General features: G+C 74.4%; 7 protein-coding genes. 2 read left to right on the top strand and 5 right to left on the bottom strand.

Annotated elements, in window-relative coordinates; all coding sequences use genetic code 11:
• Positions 1-2: 2 nt before the first annotated feature.
• Together SM447_RS23125 and SM447_RS23120 are read right to left on the bottom strand one after the other, a co-directional pair.
• Positions 3-665, bottom strand: coding sequence for a response regulator (locus SM447_RS23125; RefSeq protein ID WP_474574951.1), 663 nt, complete (start codon positions 663-665; stop codon positions 3-5).
• On the bottom strand, positions 662-1,798 hold the full coding sequence (locus SM447_RS23120) for a sensor histidine kinase (RefSeq protein ID WP_474574950.1): 1,137 nt from the start codon (positions 1,796-1,798) through the stop codon (positions 662-664). Before SM447_RS23120 ends, SM447_RS23125 begins: the two co-directional genes overlap by 4 nt.
• 226 nt (positions 1,799-2,024) lie before the next feature.
• Here SM447_RS23120 and SM447_RS23115 point away from each other — a divergent pair, with 226 nt between their 5' ends.
• Positions 2,025-2,414: a DUF6223 family protein gene (locus SM447_RS23115; protein ID WP_474574949.1), complete on the top strand. Its 390-nt coding sequence runs from the start codon at positions 2,025-2,027 to the stop codon at positions 2,412-2,414.
• Positions 2,415-2,520: 106 nt separating this feature from the next.
• Here the strand turns inward: SM447_RS23115 and SM447_RS23110 are convergent, their stop codons facing one another.
• Both SM447_RS23110 and SM447_RS23105 read right to left on the bottom strand, forming a co-directional pair.
• Positions 2,521-3,162 carry a DUF305 domain-containing protein gene (locus SM447_RS23110; RefSeq protein ID WP_474574948.1) on the bottom strand — a complete coding sequence of 214 codons (642 nt, stop codon included), beginning with the start codon at positions 3,160-3,162 and terminating at the stop codon, positions 2,521-2,523.
• Between the two features lie 73 nt (positions 3,163-3,235).
• Complete coding sequence (locus SM447_RS23105) at positions 3,236-4,129, bottom strand: DUF1996 domain-containing protein (protein WP_474574947.1); 894 nt, start codon at positions 4,127-4,129, stop codon at positions 3,236-3,238.
• Positions 4,130-4,333: 204 nt separating this feature from the next.
• On the opposite strand from SM447_RS23105, the gene SM447_RS23100 reads away from it, so the two are divergent.
• Positions 4,334-16,291 (top strand): amino acid adenylation domain-containing protein, encoded by an 11,958-nt coding sequence (locus SM447_RS23100; RefSeq protein ID WP_474574946.1) that lies wholly within the window; start codon positions 4,334-4,336, stop codon positions 16,289-16,291.
• A gap of 82 nt (positions 16,292-16,373) precedes the next feature.
• Here the strand turns inward: SM447_RS23100 and SM447_RS23095 are convergent.
• On the bottom strand, positions 16,374-16,896 hold a 523-nt coding region (locus tag SM447_RS23095; protein ID WP_474574945.1), incomplete at its 5' end, for a glycoside hydrolase family 11 protein.

Genomic DNA, 16,896 nt, shown 5'->3' with positions numbered 1-16,896 from the left:
AGTCACCGGCCGCGTGGCGTGACCAGGCCGTACTCGTAGGCGAGCACCACGAGTTGGGCCCGGTCCCGGACGTGCAGCTTGGTCATGGCCCGGTTGATGTGGGTCTTGGCGGTCAGCGGGCTGATCACCAGGCGCGCGGCGATCTGGTCGTTGGACAGGCCCCTCGCGAGCAGGGCGACGATCTCGCGCTCGCGGTGGGTCAACTCCGTCAACCCCGTACCGGTGTCGACCCGCAGCGGCTCGGTGACGTACCGGTCGATCAGTTTGCGGGTGATCGACGGTGCGAGCAGGGCGTCGCCGCGCGCCGCCACGCGGACCGCGTGGATGAGGTCCGCCGGCTCGATGTCCTTGACGAGGAACCCGGCGGCACCGGCACGTAGGGCGTGGAACACGTGTTCGTCGAGGCCGTAGTTGGTCAGGATGACCACGTGCACCCCCGCCAGGGTCGGGTCGGCGGCGATGCGTCGGGTCGTCTCGATGCCGTCCATGACCGGCATCTGGATGTCGACGAGCGCGATGTCGGGCAGGTGTTCCCGAGCCATGGCCAGACCCCGGCCACCGTCGGCGGCCTCGGCCACCACCTCGATGTCGTCCTCGATGTCGAGCAGCGCGCGGAAGCCGCTGCGCAGCAGCGGCTGGTCGTCGACCAGCAGGACCCGGATCATGCGGCACCGCCGACCGGAAGTTCGGCGTGCACGGTGAACCCGCCCTCGTCGCGGGCCTCCGCGCGGAGTCGACCGCCGACGGCGACGGCGCGTTCGCGCATCCCGAGCAGACCGGCGCCGGGCACCGGTACCCGGCCCGGAGCGGCGGTGCCGTCGTCGTCGACCCGGATCGCGAGGGCGTCCGGGCGGTAGTGGATCCGCACCGACGCCTTCGCGGCGGCGGCGTGCCGGGCCACGTTGGTCAGCGACTCCTGGACGATCCGGTAGGCGGCCCGGTCCACGGCGACCGGCACGAGCGGCCGTTGGCCGTCGATGGTCAACGTCGCGTCGAGACCGGCCATCCGGGCCCGCCGCACCAGGTCCGGGAGTTGGTCCAGTCCGGGCGACGCGGCCGGGCCGTCGTCGCGCAGTGTCTCCAGGGTCGCGCGCAGCTCCCGGGTCGCCGCGCGGGCGGCCTCCCGGATGGCCAGCAGCGCCTCCGAGACCGGCTCACCCCGGCGGCGGGCCAGATGTACGGCGACCTCGGCCTGCACCTTGACGATCGAGATCTGGTGGGTGAGCGAATCGTGCAGCTCCCGGGCGATGTGCAGCCGCTCCTCGTCCGCGCGTCGCCGCGCGGTCTCCTCCCGGGTGCGCTCGGCCTCCGCCGCCCGCCACTCGGCCTGCCGGAGCGCCTCACCGGCGGCGCCGGCGGCGACCAGCCAGGCCAGTTCGAGGGCGTCCCGGCCCCGAGCGAACGCCTCCCCGGCGGGCAGACCCGGCGGCAGGGCCAGGGCCACGAGCGGCAGCGAGACCAGCATCACGACGGCCGCCACCACGGTGACGACGCGGTGTCCGGCCCGCACGGCCGCGTACACCGCGAACAGGAAGGCGACGGCGGGCACCTCGACACCGACGGCCTGATGGCCCACCGCGCACACCCCGGTGACGATCAGCACCGCGACCGGTGCCCGTCGGCGCGCGGCCAGTGCCAGACCACCGGTCACCAGCAGCGTGTAGCCGAGCACGCCGACTCCCGCGGCGGGGTGATCGCCGGAGAGCGCGGCGACGAGCAGCACCGCCGCCACGCACACGGCGATGGCCCAGTCCCTGACCGCGGCGAGCCGGACGATCCGTTCGCACCGCTCGCCCATGCGCGCACCCTAACGCGGAGGGGCTGCCCGGCGACTCCTGCTCGCGGACGAGTGGACACCTACCACGTACGCGGTACCCGGCCGGCGGTTACGGCGTACGTGGCAGCAGGACTTGCCCTCCGGGGCAGTGGCAAGTGCCTGCGTCGGCGGGACGTCCGGCGGCACGCCCGGCGACATGATCGGGGACGTCCGGAACACGACCGGACGCACGACGAAGGAGACAGACATGACGATCGTCAGCACCGCGCTCGACGCCGCCCCGTCCGGGACGGTCTGGCTCGGCACAACCCTGGCGGCGCAGCCGGCGGCCGCCGAGGTCACGACGATGAGCGCCGGTCGCCTCGGATCGACGGTGGCCGCCCTGCTGGGACTGGCGGGCGTGGTCATCGGCGGGCTGGCCCTGGCTCGCCCCGGTGCCGGCAACGCGCGGCGAGGCTGGGTCGCCCTGGCGGCGGGGATCGCCGGCATCGCCCTCGGTGGACTGGTGGTGGCAGCCTCGGACAGCGGCATCGGCACCGGCAACGGGCGCGGCGGCGGCTACGTGGCTCTGGTGGTGGGGCTGATCGCTGTCGTCGTCGGCGGACTCGCGCTGGTCCGCGCCCGCCGCGCCGGCTGACGGACCGCCGCGACGCAGCGTTGACCCACGGTGCGCGGCGGTGACGTCGCCGGCCAGGCCGGGTTGACCGGCTCGGCGACAGGCGCCGGCGGTTCAGGCGGCGGGTTCACGGTGTGGGGGAATGTCCCGGGTCTGACGTCTCTGCCCGGTCGAGCCGGTCAAGCCGGTCGAGGTCGGCGGTGCCGGCCTGGACCACGGCCGTGGCCAGGGCGGTGGTCGCCGGGTGCGCGCCGCTCTGCCGCTCGGCGGCGGCGATCCGCACCGACTGCTCCAGGTGGGCCCGCAGGTGGCCGGCGACCAGCCGGTGGAAGGCCCGTCCGGTGGTCGAGCGCAGTGCGGCCAGGTCGCCGTCGGTCACCATGCCCGGCATGTCGTGGCCCTCGTGCGGGTTCGTCGCCGGTGCGCCGGAGTCGACCAGCAGCCGGCGGGAGCCGGCCAGGTGGGCGTGCTGACTTGCCTTGATCCGGTCGGCGAGCCGCCGCCAGGCGGGGTCGGTGGTCCGGGTCGGCACCAGGTCGAGTACCGGCAGTAGCCGTTCGGCCATGGCCACCGCCAGTTGGAGCCAGGCGATGTCGGTGGCGCTGAACTGCCCGGTGGTCCCCGCGAACCCCGCCGTTGCCGAGCCGCCGACCGATTGTGGATCGGTGAGCGGCGGCGGTGTGGTTCCGCCGCTGGCGGGTGGCGATCCGGCGGCGCAGCCGGCGACGAGCAGCACCGCGATGAGCAGTGCCCCGGCGTTGGCGCGCACACGGCCTCCTTCACGTCCGCCGACGGCGGGCCCGGCGTCTGACCGGGCCCGCCGTCGGGTGCGTACGGTCGGTTCAGAGCGGCCGGCCGTCGTGGCCGCACTTGATGACGGGGCGGATGCAGTCGCGGACGCGGCGCGCCAACTCCTCCACCGGCCAGGCGTTGAAGAAGTCGCCGTGCATCGTGTAACCCGGTCCGGAGGCCAGCCGGAACCGCGACGGGTCGCCGTTGACCGGGTACCGCAGCACCTGCCGCAGCTTCGGCACGTGCACCGGGTGGCTGGCCGGGCAGGCCTGGTTCACCGGGTACGCGAGGTGGCTCTTGTGATCCGGCGAGTCGAGATCCCGGCCGTTCCAGCACTGCGGGAAGTCCAGGTACGACTCCAACATCGTGCCGGCCGGGCAGTTGACGAAGTCCTTCGACGGCGGCACGTGCCCGGCGTGCAGGCAGGACCAGCGGGCGATGCTGTCGCCCGGTCCGCTGGCCCGGGCGTTTCCGGCGACGAGTCGCAGCCCCAGCGGGAACGGCTGGGTCTGCGCGACGACGTCGGAGCGCACCCCCTCACCCAGGTAGTAGAACGTCGCGATCGACGGCTCCACCGGGACGTTGTTGTTGTAGAGGGTCGGCACCCAGTACGACGAGACATCCACCCGCGGGTTGCAGGTGGTGGAGGATCGGACCAGGTCGGGCAGGGTGGTGTGGGCGTTGGTCACCGTGGCGCCGAAGAAGCTGTGCATGTGCGAGGCGCCGGGCAGCCCGGGGAAGATGATCGGGTCGTCCGGGAGCCGGTGGCTGTACGTGCAGTCGGCGGGGAACTCCGCCACCCGGATGACGTTGATGCCCGGTGCGGCGTCGGCCCGTGCCGTGGTGGACACGACGTAGGTGCCGAGCAGCACCAGCAGGGCGCCGATCGCGGTGGCGAGGCGCAGTCGACTGCGGCTGGCGGAGAGGGGTGCGGCCCTGTCCATCTCGTGACTCCTGTCGGGAGGGTCAGGGACACCTCCGTAGCCACCGCCGAGACAGCGGAGCTTCCCTGGCCGGACTGGTGGTGGTTGGCCGTGCGAGAGAGCGCTCTCACACCAGCGTCGCCTCGATGTCGAAGCTTGTCAATACATACGCCGGAAGCGGCTGCCCTCCCCCGGTGAGCAGAGGTGGCGATCTACCATCCGGCTGTGTCGATCACGATCGGGCCCGGGGCCCACAGGGGCCTGCTCGACGTGCTTCTCAACGCGGCCGACCTCAGACCCGACCAGGTCATCGTGCACGTCCGGGAGGACGGCTCCGAGCGTACGGTCAGTTTCCGGCAGCTGCGGGACGAGTCGCTGCGGGTGGCCGGCGGATACCGGGCCGCGGCGGTGGCACCGGGCACCCCCGCGCTGCTGCTCGCCGACGCCGGTGACGACTTCCAACCGATGTTCTGGGGCGCGCTCGCCGCGGGTCTGGTGCCGGTGCCGTTGCCGCCGGAGCCGAAGCGGGTCCGGGCGGTCCGCGACCTGCTCACCGACGCCGTGGTGGTCACCGACGACAGCACCGCGACGATGGTGGACGGGCTGCCCGCGCCGGTGCTGCGACTGACCGCGCTGCGCGACGCGGACCCACCGGCGGATCTGCCGACGCCGGCCGGTGACGACGTCGCGTTCCTCCAGTTCTCCTCCGGCAGCACCGGCGCGCCGCGCGGAGTGGAGCTGACCCACGACAACGTGCTCGCCAACCTGGCGCAGGGCGCGGCGGCCAGCGGCGCACGCCCGGACGACGTCCTGGTCACCTGGATGCCGTACTTCCACGACATGGGGCTGATCGGTACCCACCTGACCCCGCTCGCCGTCGGCCTCAAGCAGGTGCGCATCGGCCCGCTGGCGTTCGCCAAACGTCCGGCGCTCTGGTTCGTCACCGCCCACCGGCACCGGGCAACCCTGCTGTCGGCGGCGAACTTCGCACTCGCCCTGGCGGTACGGCGGGTGCCACCCCAGACCCTCGCCGGGCTCGATCTGAGCCCGGTCCGGTGCCTCGTGGTGGGCGCCGAGCCGATCTCGGCGGCGGTGTGGCAGTCGTTCCTGGCGCACACCCGAGCCGCCCGGCTGGATCCGGCCGCGCTACGGCCGGTCTACGGCCTCGCCGAGGCGACCCTGGCGGTGACCTTCCCGCCACCGGGAGAGGTGGCCACCCCGTTGGTGCTCGACCGCGCGGAGTTGAGCGCGGGCCGGGCCGTGCCGACGCACCCCGGCCGGCACGCGGTCGAGCTGATGGATCTGGGCGCTCCCGTACACGACTGCGCGGTAAGGATCGTCGACGAGCACGGTCGACCGCTGCCGGAGCAGCGCGTCGGTCAGATCGAGGTGCGCGGTCCGAACGTGGCCCGGGGCTACCACCGGGCGCCGGAGGCGACCCGGGACACCTTCGTGGCCGGTTGGGTGCGTACCGGTGACCTGGGTTTTCTCCGTGACGGACGGCTCTGCGTCACCGGTCGGGCGAAGGATGTGGTCTTCGTCAACGGGCGGACGTTCCACGCCTCGGACCTGGAGGCGGTGGCCGTCGCCACCCCGGACCTGCCGGGTGACCTCGCCGTGGTGGTCGGCGCGAGCGACCCGCGGTCCGGTGGGGAACGCGTCGTGGTGTTCGTGGCGTGGTCCCGGCCGCCGGCCGACGCGGGTGCGACCCTGGCGACGGTCCGCGCACGGGTGGCCGAGGCCTGCGGCCACGACGACGTGCGGGTGCTGCCGCTGCCGCCCGGCGCGTTCGCCCGCACCACCAGTGGAAAACTGCGTCGCCGTCGGATGCGCGAGCGGTACCTGGCCGGCGACTTCGCCGACCGGGAACGACGCTGGTGCCCGCCGGCCGACGTCCCGGCTCACGGCACGGCGTCCCACGGGACGGCGGTGGACTGCCGGCCGCCGGCCACCGCCGGTCGGAAACCCGATGACCGCCCTGCCGGCGGACGGTCCCGTGAAGATCTCGAACTCCTCGTCCGCACGGTCTGGGGCCGCGTGCTGGACCGGCCGCCCGCCACGATCGGGCCGCACGACCGGTTCCTGGCCATCGGTGGCTCGTCACTGAAGGCGATGGAGGTGCTCGCCGGGCTGGAGGACGACCTGGGGCGGGTGCTGAACCCGGCGGACCTGCGCGACTGCGCCACCGTCGCGGCACTGGCCGACCGGCTCGCCGCCGGAGCGCTCACCCGTCCCGAGCCCGGCCCCGCCGACGACGGCACCGGCAGCGGGTCGACGGCCGTCGCGGTGATCGGGATGGCCTGCCGGTTCCCCGGCGCGGACACCCCGGAGGAGTTCTGGCGGCTGCTCGTCGACGGCGTCGACGCGGTCGGCCCGGTGCCCGCGCACCGGTGGACCCCGCCGGAGGGCACCGCCGGGTTCGGGTCCTTCCTCGACGACCCGATGCTCTTCGACGCCGACTTCTTCGGGCTCTCCGCAGCGGAGGCCCGGCTCACCGACCCGCACGCCCGGCTCTTCCTGGAGCTCGGGTACGAGGCCCTGGAACGCGCCGGGTACGCCGGACCTCGCCGGCACGCCCATCGCATCGGCGTCTTCGCCGCCGTCGGCGAGAGCGCCTACCCCGAGCTGCTGGCCGCGGACGGACCGGTCGTCGGGGCGGCGGCGTTGGTCGGGAACCTGCGCAACCTCGTGCCCGCCCGACTGGCGCAGGCGCTGGACCTGACCGGACCGGCGATGGCGGTGGACACGGCCTGCTCGTCGGCTCTGGTGGCGCTGCATCTGGCCGCCCGCAGCCTGGCCACCGGCGAATGCGACGTCGCGGTGGTCGGCGGGGTGAACCTCAACCTGACCGGAACCGGGTACCGGCTGCTCGGTGCCGCCGAGGCACTCTCACCGACCGGTCGGTGCCGCGCCTTCGACGCCGACGCCGACGGTTTCGTCCCCGGCGAGGGCGGCGCCGCCCTGGTGCTCCGCCGGGCCGACGACGCGCGCACCGACGGCGATCCGGTGCTGGCCGTCGTGGCCGGAACAGCCGTCGCCAACGACGGTCGTTCGCTGAGCCTGCTGGCACCGAACCCGCACCGGCAGTGGGAGGTCATCGCCAGGGCGTACCGGGAGGCCGGAGTCGACCCGGCCGACGTGTCGTACGTGGAGGCCCACGGCACCGGCACCCCGCTCGGCGATCCGGTGGAGGTGCGGTCGCTGGCCACCGCGTACCCGCCGCCCGTCGCCGGGGTGCCACGCGGGCTGGGCTCGGTGAAGACCAACCTCGGTCATCTGCTCAACTCCGCCGGGATGCCCGCGCTGGTCAAGGTGGTGCTGGCGCTACGGCACCGGTACCTGCCGCCGTCCCTGCACCACCATCGGCCGTCCAGCCGCGTCGACCTCGACGCGGCCGGCTTCGCGGTGGTCACCGAGGGACGTCCGTGGACCGCGTCCGGTCCGCTGGTCGCCGGGGTCAACGGGTTCGGGTTCGGCGGGACGAACGCGCACGCCGTCCTGCGGGAGGCCCCGCCGCACCCGCCCTCGACGGCCGCGCAGGAACCCGGCTGCCACCTGGTCACCCTCAGCGCGCACTCGCCGTCGGCGCTGCGCCAGGCGGCCCGGGACCTCGCCGCGCACCTGCGGGCCCACCCGGAACTCGCCGAGGCCGACGTCTGCGCCAGCGTGTGCACCGCCCGCGACGACGCCCCGCACCGGCTGGCGGTGGCCGCCGACCGGAACCTGGCCGACCGGCTCGACGCCGCCGCCGACACCGTCGGGAACGCGCCGACGGGCCGGCTGCCCCGGACCGTACTGATCCTCCCGGACGACGCCACGGCGCTGCCGGTGGCCGCCGTGCGCGAGTTGCACGCCCGGCTGCCCGTCTTCCGGGAACTGCTGGTCACCGCCACCGCCGCACCGGTGGCGGGCCGGCCGCTGCTTTCCTGGTGCCTGACCGGTCCGGTCGCCGATCCTCAGGTCACGGGAATGGTCGCGGTCGCCGTCGGAGTGGCCCTGGCCGGCCAGCTCGCCGCCTGGGGAATTCGGCCGGACAGCACGGTCGGCCACGGTGTCGGTGCGCTGGCCGCGGCCGCCGCACGCGGTGAACTCGACCCCGTCGAGGCGGTCCTTCGGGCCGGCGCGACCCCGTATTCCGACGCACCGACGACGCCACGTCCGCCGCACCACGAGGGACATGACACCGTCATCGAGCTGTGGCCAGGGCGCCCCGACGCCGCGCCATCCGACCACTCGACCGGACCGGCACGAGTGGTGACGGTGTTGCCCGCGACGGACCGGACGGGTACCGGGGCACTGTTGGCGGCGGCGGGTCGGTTGTGGACGCTCGGGCTGCCGCTGGACCGGATCGCGCTGCACGTCGGCCGGCGACGCGTACCCGTGCCGACCTATCCGTTCCAGCGGCGCTCGTACGCCCCGGCGACGTGGGCCGCCGCGCCGCTGTACCGCGTCGCATGGCGGGACGCGCCGGTGGGCGTCGGTGACCTGCCGACCCGGGTACGGCTGTGCGGTCCCGGTGTCGGCGGCGACCTCGCCGCCCGGCTCGCCGCCACCCTGACCGGCCACGGCGTCGCCGTCCGGAGCACACCGGAAACCTCCGACGACGTCGCGGACACGACGGTCGTCGACGCCGCCGGAGCGGAGGTGACCGTGCTGCTCGCCGGGGAGGCGGTCGACCCGCCCGACGTCGCCGCCCTGGACGCGGCCGTGACCGGGCAGGTACGGGCGTTGCGCCGGCTGCTCGACGAACCGGACGGACAGCTCGGCCGGCTGCTGGTGCTCACCGAGGATGTGCTGGTCACCGGGGCCGCCGAACGGCCACGACCGGCGCAGGCGGTGCTCACCGGGCTGTGCGCGGCGCTGGCCGACGAACGCCCCGGCCTACGGTCGCGGGTCGTCGACCTGTCCAGCGCGGACGAGTTGGCGACCCGAGTGGATTCGGTACACCGGGAGCTGTCCGACCTGCACACCGGCGACACCGCGCCGGCCGGACACAGCGGCGTTCACGCGTTGACGGGAGTGGCGTGGCGGGCCGGGAGACGGCTCGGACGGTGCCTGGTACCGGAACCGGTCGGCACCGACCGGACCGGCGCGGCGGGCGGCTCGCGCTCCGGCGGCGTCCATGTGATCGTCGGAGGCGGCGGCGGGTTGGGAGCCGAGTTGGCGCGTACCCTCGCCCGTCAGGACCGCCCCACGCTGGTGCTCGCCGGACGGTCACGACAGGCCCCCGACGGCCTGCTGGAGGAGTTGATCTCAGCGGGCGCCACCGCGACGTACCGTCGCTGCGACGTGACGGTACCGGCCGACGTGGACGCGCTCTTCGCCGGTCTGCCCGAGGTGGAGACCGTCTGGCACGCCGCCGGGACGGTACGCGTCGGCACCCTCGCGGCGAAGTCCGTCCCGGAGATCCTGACCGTGCTGGCACCCAAGGTGCGCGGCAGCCATCTGCTGGCGGAGACGCTGCGCCGGCACGGGCACGACCGGGCGGCGCTGGTCGGCTTCTCGTCGGTCAGCGCGGTGCTGCCCGGTCTGGCTGGGGCGGTGGGTGACTACGCGGCGGCCAACTCGTTCCTCGACGCCTTCGCCGCCGCGCAGCGGGCCGCCGGCCGTCCCTTCCAGTCCGTCGGCTTCGCCGCGATCACCGACCTCGGCATGGCGGCCCGGCACGCCGTCGGTCACCGGACCGGCGGCGGGGGCGTCACCGGCCACGGCAGCACCGGCGCCCTGCCTGCCCGCGCCGCGTTGCGGGCCCTCCAGGTGGCCCGCGAGGTCGACACGGCCCACCTGGTCGTCGCGGACCTCGTTCCGGGGCAGCCGTCCGCACCCGATCACGACAGACCGACCCCGCACCGGTCGACCACCGGCCAGCCAGCACCCGATCAGACAGAGCCCGGTCAGACAGAGCCCGTCCAGACAGAGCCCGATCGGGCGGCGGCCGGACGGGCGGCGTGCGGCGGGCCGGGCCGGGCCGCGGCGGGCTTGCCGGCACCGGGGCGACCGGACGTCGTCGAGCTGGCCCGGTTGCTGCGCCGGCTGCTGGCCGAGGCGCTGCACCGCCCGAGCGACGAGATCGCCGACGATGTCTCGCTGCTCACCCTCGGGCTCGATTCGCTGGCCGCGGTGGACCTGGTCAAGCGGTTGGAGGACGAACTCGGCCGCCAACTGCCCGTCACGCTTTTCTTCGAGCACACCACCGTCGCGGCGCTCGCCGACCACCTGGCCGACGCCACCGTCGGCGCTCCCCCGTCGCCGCCACCGTCCCCCGGATACGGGGCACCGTCACCCGCAGGCCGAGCCGCGTCGCCGCACCCGGGCACGACACCCCGGCCCGCGACGCCGGAGCGCCCGGCGGTGCCGGTCGCCGGGGGCGAGCCGTTCCCGCTGACCGCCGTGCAGCGGGCGTGGTACGTCAACGAGCGGCTGCACCCGGCCGTGGCCAGCTACGCCTTCGTGCGGCAGACCGTCACCGGGCCGCTCGACGCGTATCTGCTCGGCCGGGTGCTGTCCGGTCTGGCCCAGCAGCATCCGATGCTGCGGGTCCGGTTCGTCCCGGGCACCGGCACCCCGCGCCAGCTGGTCCTACCCGCCACCGCCGACGCGATCCGGTACGAGGTACGTCCGCTGACCGGGCCGGTCGAGGTCATGGAGGAACAGCTCTGCAACACTCCGGTCGACCTGACCCGGCACCCGCCACTGCGGGCGGTGCTCGCCACGGAGGGCCCCGACCGCTCCCACCTGCTCCTGGTGCTACACCACGGGGCCGGTGACGGGTTCAGCCTCAACCTGCTCAGCGAACAGCTCTGGGCCGACTACACCGCGCTGGCCGGGGGCGGCGTCCCCACCGTGCAGCCGGCCGGTCCCGGATTCGCCGATCACGCCGGTGCCGTCGAGCCGCCGACCGAGACGGATCTGACCTGGTGGCGCGGCACCCTGAACGATCCGGGGTGGACGCTTCGGCTGCCCTACGACGGCGATCCGAGGCAAGCTCCCGCACCGCCCTACCTGATGCATCTCGACGAGCTCGACGAGACCCTGGTCGCCCGGTTGCGTACCCGCGCCGCGGCGGCCGGCGTCTCCCTGTTCCACCTGCTGCTCGCCGGGTACGTCCGGTGCCTGGCCCGGTGGAGCGGGCAGACACGGGTGCCGGTGAGTGTGGCCCGCGCCGGACGAGACGCCCGGCTGCCCGGGATCGAACGGATCGTCGGACCGTTCGCCGACACCCTGCCGCTGCTGGTCGGGGTGGACCCGACCGAGCCCGCCACCCGGCTGGCCGATCGACTCCGACGATCCTGGACCGACGCGCAACGACACGGGTCGGTGTCCAGCCTCGACCTGGCCCGGCTGCTCCGCCCCACCGACGCCGGGCCGCGCACCGCCAGCCCCGCCGGGTTCAGCTTCGCCCGGTTCCCGGTCACCGTCGACGCCGCCTGCCCGGTCACGGTCAGCCCGACGGCCGCCGGTTCCGCTTCCGCCGCCACCCAGCTCAGCCTGCTGTGCTGGGAGTCGGGCACCACGCTGCGGCTGTCCTGGAACTTCCCGCTACGGCTGTTCCGGCGTGCGACGGTGGCCCGGCTGGCCGCCGAGCACCACCGTGAGCTGGTCGACCTCGCCACCGAACACCGAACCGCCTCCTCCCGGCCGGGGGTCGACGTGGACGACGTCACCGCGCGGATCCGGGCCGTCTGCCGACGCGTCCCCGACGCGGTCGCGGTGACCGACGGCGAACACACGACCACCTACCGGGAGCTGGACCGGGCCGCCGACCGGGTGGCGGCGTTGCTGGCCTCGTACGGCGTACGCCCCGGCGACCACGTCGGGTTGCTCACCGCCCCCGGCCCGACGTCGGTCGTCGGGGTGGTGGGGATCCTGCGGGCCGGAGCGGCCTGGGTGCCGCTGGACGCCGCGCATCCTCCGGCCCGCCTCGACGGATGTCTGCGGACCGCCGGGGCCGACGTGGTGCTGCACGACGACGCGAGCGCAACCACCGTCGACCGGCTCACCGGTGGGATCCGGCCGGTGCGCCTCGGAACGGGCCGGGACGACCTGCCGGTGCCGACGGTCACCCCCGCGCCGGACGACATCGCGTACGTGATTTTCACGTCGGGCTCGACGGGGAGACCGAAGGGGGTGCCGGTCACGCACCGCGCGCTGGCGAACTACCTCCACTGGGCGATCGGCGCGTTCGGTTACCGGCCCGGTGACCGGCTGGCGCAGACCGCGTCGATCTGCTTCGACGCCTCCGTCCGGCAGATCCTGGCACCGCTGCTGGTCGGGGCGACCGTGGTCAGCTACCCCCGGTCGGTGCTACGCGACCCGCGGGCGCTGCTGTCCCGGATCGAACGGGACCGGCTCACCGTGTGGAGTTCCGTACCCACCCTGTGGGAGCTGATCCTGCGCGCCGCCGAGGAACGCGCGGCACGCGACGGTGTGCCGCCCGACCTCGCCGCGCTGCGCTGGGTGCACGTCGGCGGCGAGGAACTGTCGCCGGTCCCGGTGCGACGCTGGTTCGACCTGTTCGGCGACGGCTGTCGGATCACCAACCTGTACGGCCCGACCGAAGCGACGATCAACGCCACCTGGCATCTCGTCGACGCCCGCCCCGACGACCGGGTTGACCGGCTGCCCATCGGCCGACCGGTCGGCGGGGCCCGGGTTCGGGTAGTCGACCCGGACGGTCGTCCGTGCCCGCCCGGTGTGGCCGGCGAGCTGTACCTCGGCGGTGTCGGCCTCACCCCCGGTTACCTGGGAGAGCCGGAACTGACCGCCGCCGCCTTCGTCCGTCACGACGGCGAGCGTTACTACCGCAGCGGCGACCGGGGCCGGGTCGCCCCGGACGGCACCCTGGAGTTCCTCGGCCGCCTCGACGATCAGGTGAAGATCCACGGTCATCGGCTGGAACCGGGTGAGATCGAGGCGGTGCTGCGGACCCATCCGCAGGTGGCCACGGCGACGGTGCTGCACCAGGCCGAGCCGTACCCGCGGCTGCACGCGTTTGTGGCACCCGTGCCGGGGGCCACGACGACCGCGGCGGAGCTGCGTGCGTTCCTCGCCGACCGGCTGCCGGAGTACCTGGTCCCGGCCCGGATCCACCTGCTCGACGACCTTCCGCAGACCCCCACCGGCAAGATCGACCGGGACCGGCTACGCAGCCACGGCGGCTTCGCACCGGACCACGGCCCGACCCAGCGCCCCGTGCCGGCCGCCCGGGTGGCCAGCACCGACGCCCGGAGCGACACAGAGGCGAGACTGGCCGGGATCTGGGCCGAGCTGCTCGGCCTGGCGGCGGTCGCGCCCGAGGACGACTTCTTCGCGCTCGGCGGCGACTCCATCCTGGTGCTGGAGGTCTTCGCCCGGGCACAGGACCAGTTTCCGGCGACCCCTGGCCCGGCGGTCATCTACCGGCACCGCACCCTACGGGAACTCGCCGCCGCATTCGACGCCGCCGCCGACGCTCACCACCCTCTCCCGGACGACGCCGCCGACGTCCACTCCCCTGCCCCTGACGACGGCGGCGCCACGCCCCACATCCCGACGGAGGCGGTGGACGGCGCCGCCGGGACAGTGGCGGGAGGTGACCCGGGCGGGCCCTTCCCGGTGACCGCCACCCAGCGCGGGTTCCTGCTCGCCGACGCCATCCGCCCTGGCGCCGGCACCGCCTGGCTGGCCCGACTGCGGTTGCGCGGACAACTCCGCCGCGACGTCTTCCAGCGCGCCGTCGACCTGCTGGTGCTGCGGCATCCGATGCTGCGTACCGTCTTTCCCGCCGGCGCGCGCCCGCCGGTCCAGCAGGAACTGCCGGCGTCGCTGCGGCTGCCGGTCGACTACGACACCGTGACGGGCCCCGCCGAGCTGGACGAGCGGGTCGCCGAGGAACGCCGCCAGGGCTTCGCAGCCTGGGCGTGGCCGCTGCTGCGGCTGCGGCTGCTGGCCCTCGCCCCGGACGAGCACATCCTGCTGGTGCACGCCCACCACCTGATCGGCGACGGGTACAGCGCCGCCCTGCTCGGTCGGGAACTGCTGACGGTCTACCACCGCCTGGTGTCGGGCCGGCCCGACGACCTGCCGCCGCTGCGCACCCACTTCCGGGACTACGTCGCGTTGCTGGACCGCCGCGCGGCCGGGCCGCCCGAGCCGGCCGCCCACGCCTGGTGGAGGGGGCGGTTCGCCACGCCCTACCGGCCGCCCGCTCTCCGGGTCCGTGGTGGCCGACCAGAACTCGACCCGGCCGCCTCGGACCGCACGGCGGCGGCGAGTGGCTTCACCCTGCCCGGGTCGGTGGTCGACGGCCTCCGCCGCCTGGCCACCGGTGCCGGCACCACCCGGTACGCCCCGGTGCTCACCGCGTACCACCGGGCGCTGGCCCACCTCGCCGGGCAGGATGACCTGGTCGTCGGCCTGGCGCTGACCGGCCGCGACCACGCACTACCGGACCTGCACCGGATCTTCGGCCCGTGCGCGGCCATGCTGCCGCTGCGCCTGGACGGATCGGCCGGCTTCGCCGAGCAGCTCGCGCGGGTCGCCGCCGAGGTCACCGCCGCGCGACGGTACGACGATCCGCCGTCGATCGCGGCGGCCGTGCCCACCGGACCGGGCGGCGTCCCCGTCGGCGCCCAGTTCTTCTTCAGCTTCCTCGACTTCGCCGCCCTCGACGCGCCGACCGCCGACTCCCACCCCGATGCCGACGCGGATCGGCTCCGGCTCGACTGGCAGACCGACAGCGAACTGACCCCACCACCGACCGGCACCGACCTCTTCCTGACCGCGCGTCCCGGAGCGGACGGTCTGCGGGTCACCCTGCGCGGTTCCCCCGACGCGGTCACCGCGACCGAGCTGGACCAGCTCGCGGACCGACTGCGCGCCGACCTCATCGCGGCGGCAGCACCACCGGTCACGACCACCGCCGCCTCGGCACCGGTCACCGCCGCGTCGGCACCGACCATCGACGCTGCGGCGGCACCGGCCAAGACCGTCGCCGCGTCGGCGTCGCCGGCCCCCGCCCTCGCTGCCGGTAGCAGAGCGAGCGCCGACACCGGCTCCACAACAGGCACCGGTGACGGGGCACGGACCCGGTTGACGGCCGCGATCATCGGCTACCTGCCCGCCCCGGCACAGCTCGCCGCGGCCGTGGGCCTGCCGGCCGATCGCCTGTCCCGGACGCAGGTGCGTGACCTGCTGTTCCCCGACGGCAGGCCGCGACTGCTGGAGCGGCTGCACACTCCGCTGGGCGTTTCCGGCTTCGTCTGCCTGCCCCGGTTCGCCGACGAGCTGGCCACCAGCGCGGACTCCCTCGCCACGGCGGTCGGCACGGCGGTCGACCTGGCCGCCGGCCTCGGCGCGCGGTGCGTATCACTCGCCGGCATGATCCCCGCCCACACCGGCTACGGCCTCGGCGTGCTGCGACATACCCGCAGCGGAGTCGCGGTGACCACCGGCCACGCGGTCACCGTCGTCTCGGTCGTCCGCACGGTGGAGGCCGCGCTCGCCGCCGCCGGCCGGAGCCTCGCCGGCCGCACCGTCGCCGTCGTCGGTCTCGGCTCGATCGGCTACTCCGCGCTGCGGCTGTTGCTGGCCCGGGCTCAGCACCCGCCCGAGCGCCTCGTGCTCTGCGACGTACCGGCCGCCGCGCCCCGACTGTCCGAACAGGCCGCCCGGCTGCGGTCGGCGGGCTTCGCCGGCGACATCGAGGTGTGCGCGTCACCGTCCGGGGTCGGGACCGCCGGATACACGGCGCAGGTCATCGTCGCGGCGACCAGCGCGGCCACCGCGCCGATCGAGGTCGACCGGTTGGCACCAGGGACGATCGTCGTCGACGACTCGTTTCCACCCGCGCTGGACACCGCGCGGGCCCTGCGGCGGATGCGTCACGACCGTGACGTGCTCGTCGTCGGCGGCGGTCTGCTGCACCTCGGCCGAAGCCACCACGAGGTGCCGGGGGACCTGCCGCCGATACCGGCGGCCCTGCGCACCGCCGCCCTCGGGCTGCCCGGGACGATCGCCTCCTGCCGGCTCGAATCGCTGTTGTGGACGGTCGATCCGGACCTGCCCCTGGTGCACGGCTTCGTCGACGATCGGATCGCCGCGACCTGGGCGCGGGCGATGACCGATGCCGGCGCCGTCGCTGCGCCCCTGCACCTGCTGCACCATCCGATCGAATCGGATCTGCCCGGGAGCCTGCCCGCATAGGCAACGGCCGCCATGCTGCCGGGCCGGAAACAGCCGGTGGGGTGCCGGCGGTTCGCCGACACCCCACCGTGAGTTCACCGCATCAGCCGGTCGAGCAGGTCGCCGTTGGTGTGGTGTTGTTGCCGTTCTTCCAGAGCGTGATGCCGAAGTTGTTGCCGTTGCCGTTCGGACGTGCGGTCAGCGTTCCGCTGGAGCCACTGACCGAGGCGTTCCAGCTGTTCTGCAGGCTCTGGCCGCCGTTGGTGCGGATGGTGACGACCCAGTTGTTGGTGCCGCTGACCGAGAAGGTCGTGTTGAACCGGTCGTTCCAGTCCTCGGCGCGCTGCACGTTGACCGAGCAGTTGCCGCCACCGGGCGGCGGGTTGCTCGGCGGCGGGCTGCTCGGCGGCGGGTTGGAGCTGCCACCCTCCCGGACGGTGATGTCCGAGCTTCCCTGGCTCTGGTAACCCTCGGTGGCCATGATCTGGTAGTAGTGGTTGCCGAGGTTCAGGCCCACGCGAGCCCATGCGTCGAAGTGGTTGGCGGTGGTGATGGTGCCGCTGCTGCGCTTCTGCTGCCGGACGCTCCAGTACTGGTAGAACGTCGCGGTGCCGTCGATCGAGGGC

The sequence above is a fragment of the Micromonospora aridisoli genome (assembly GCF_056150025.1).
This window is presented reverse-complemented; position numbering and strand designations above follow the sequence as displayed.

Bases quoted from the DNA above. Each gene is read 5' to 3' on its own strand.
- SM447_RS23125 (WP_474574951.1), bottom strand. From the start codon at position 665: ATGATCCGGGTCCTGCTGGTCGACGACCAGCCGCTGCTGCGCAGCGGC.
- SM447_RS23120 (WP_474574950.1), bottom strand. From the start codon at position 1,798: ATGGGCGAGCGGTGCGAACGGATCGTCCGGCTCGCCGCGGTCAGGGAC.
- SM447_RS23115 (WP_474574949.1), top strand. From the start codon at position 2,025: ATGACGATCGTCAGCACCGCGCTCGACGCCGCCCCGTCCGGGACGGTC.
- SM447_RS23105 (WP_474574947.1), bottom strand. From the start codon at position 4,129: ATGGACAGGGCCGCACCCCTCTCCGCCAGCCGCAGTCGACTGCGCCTC.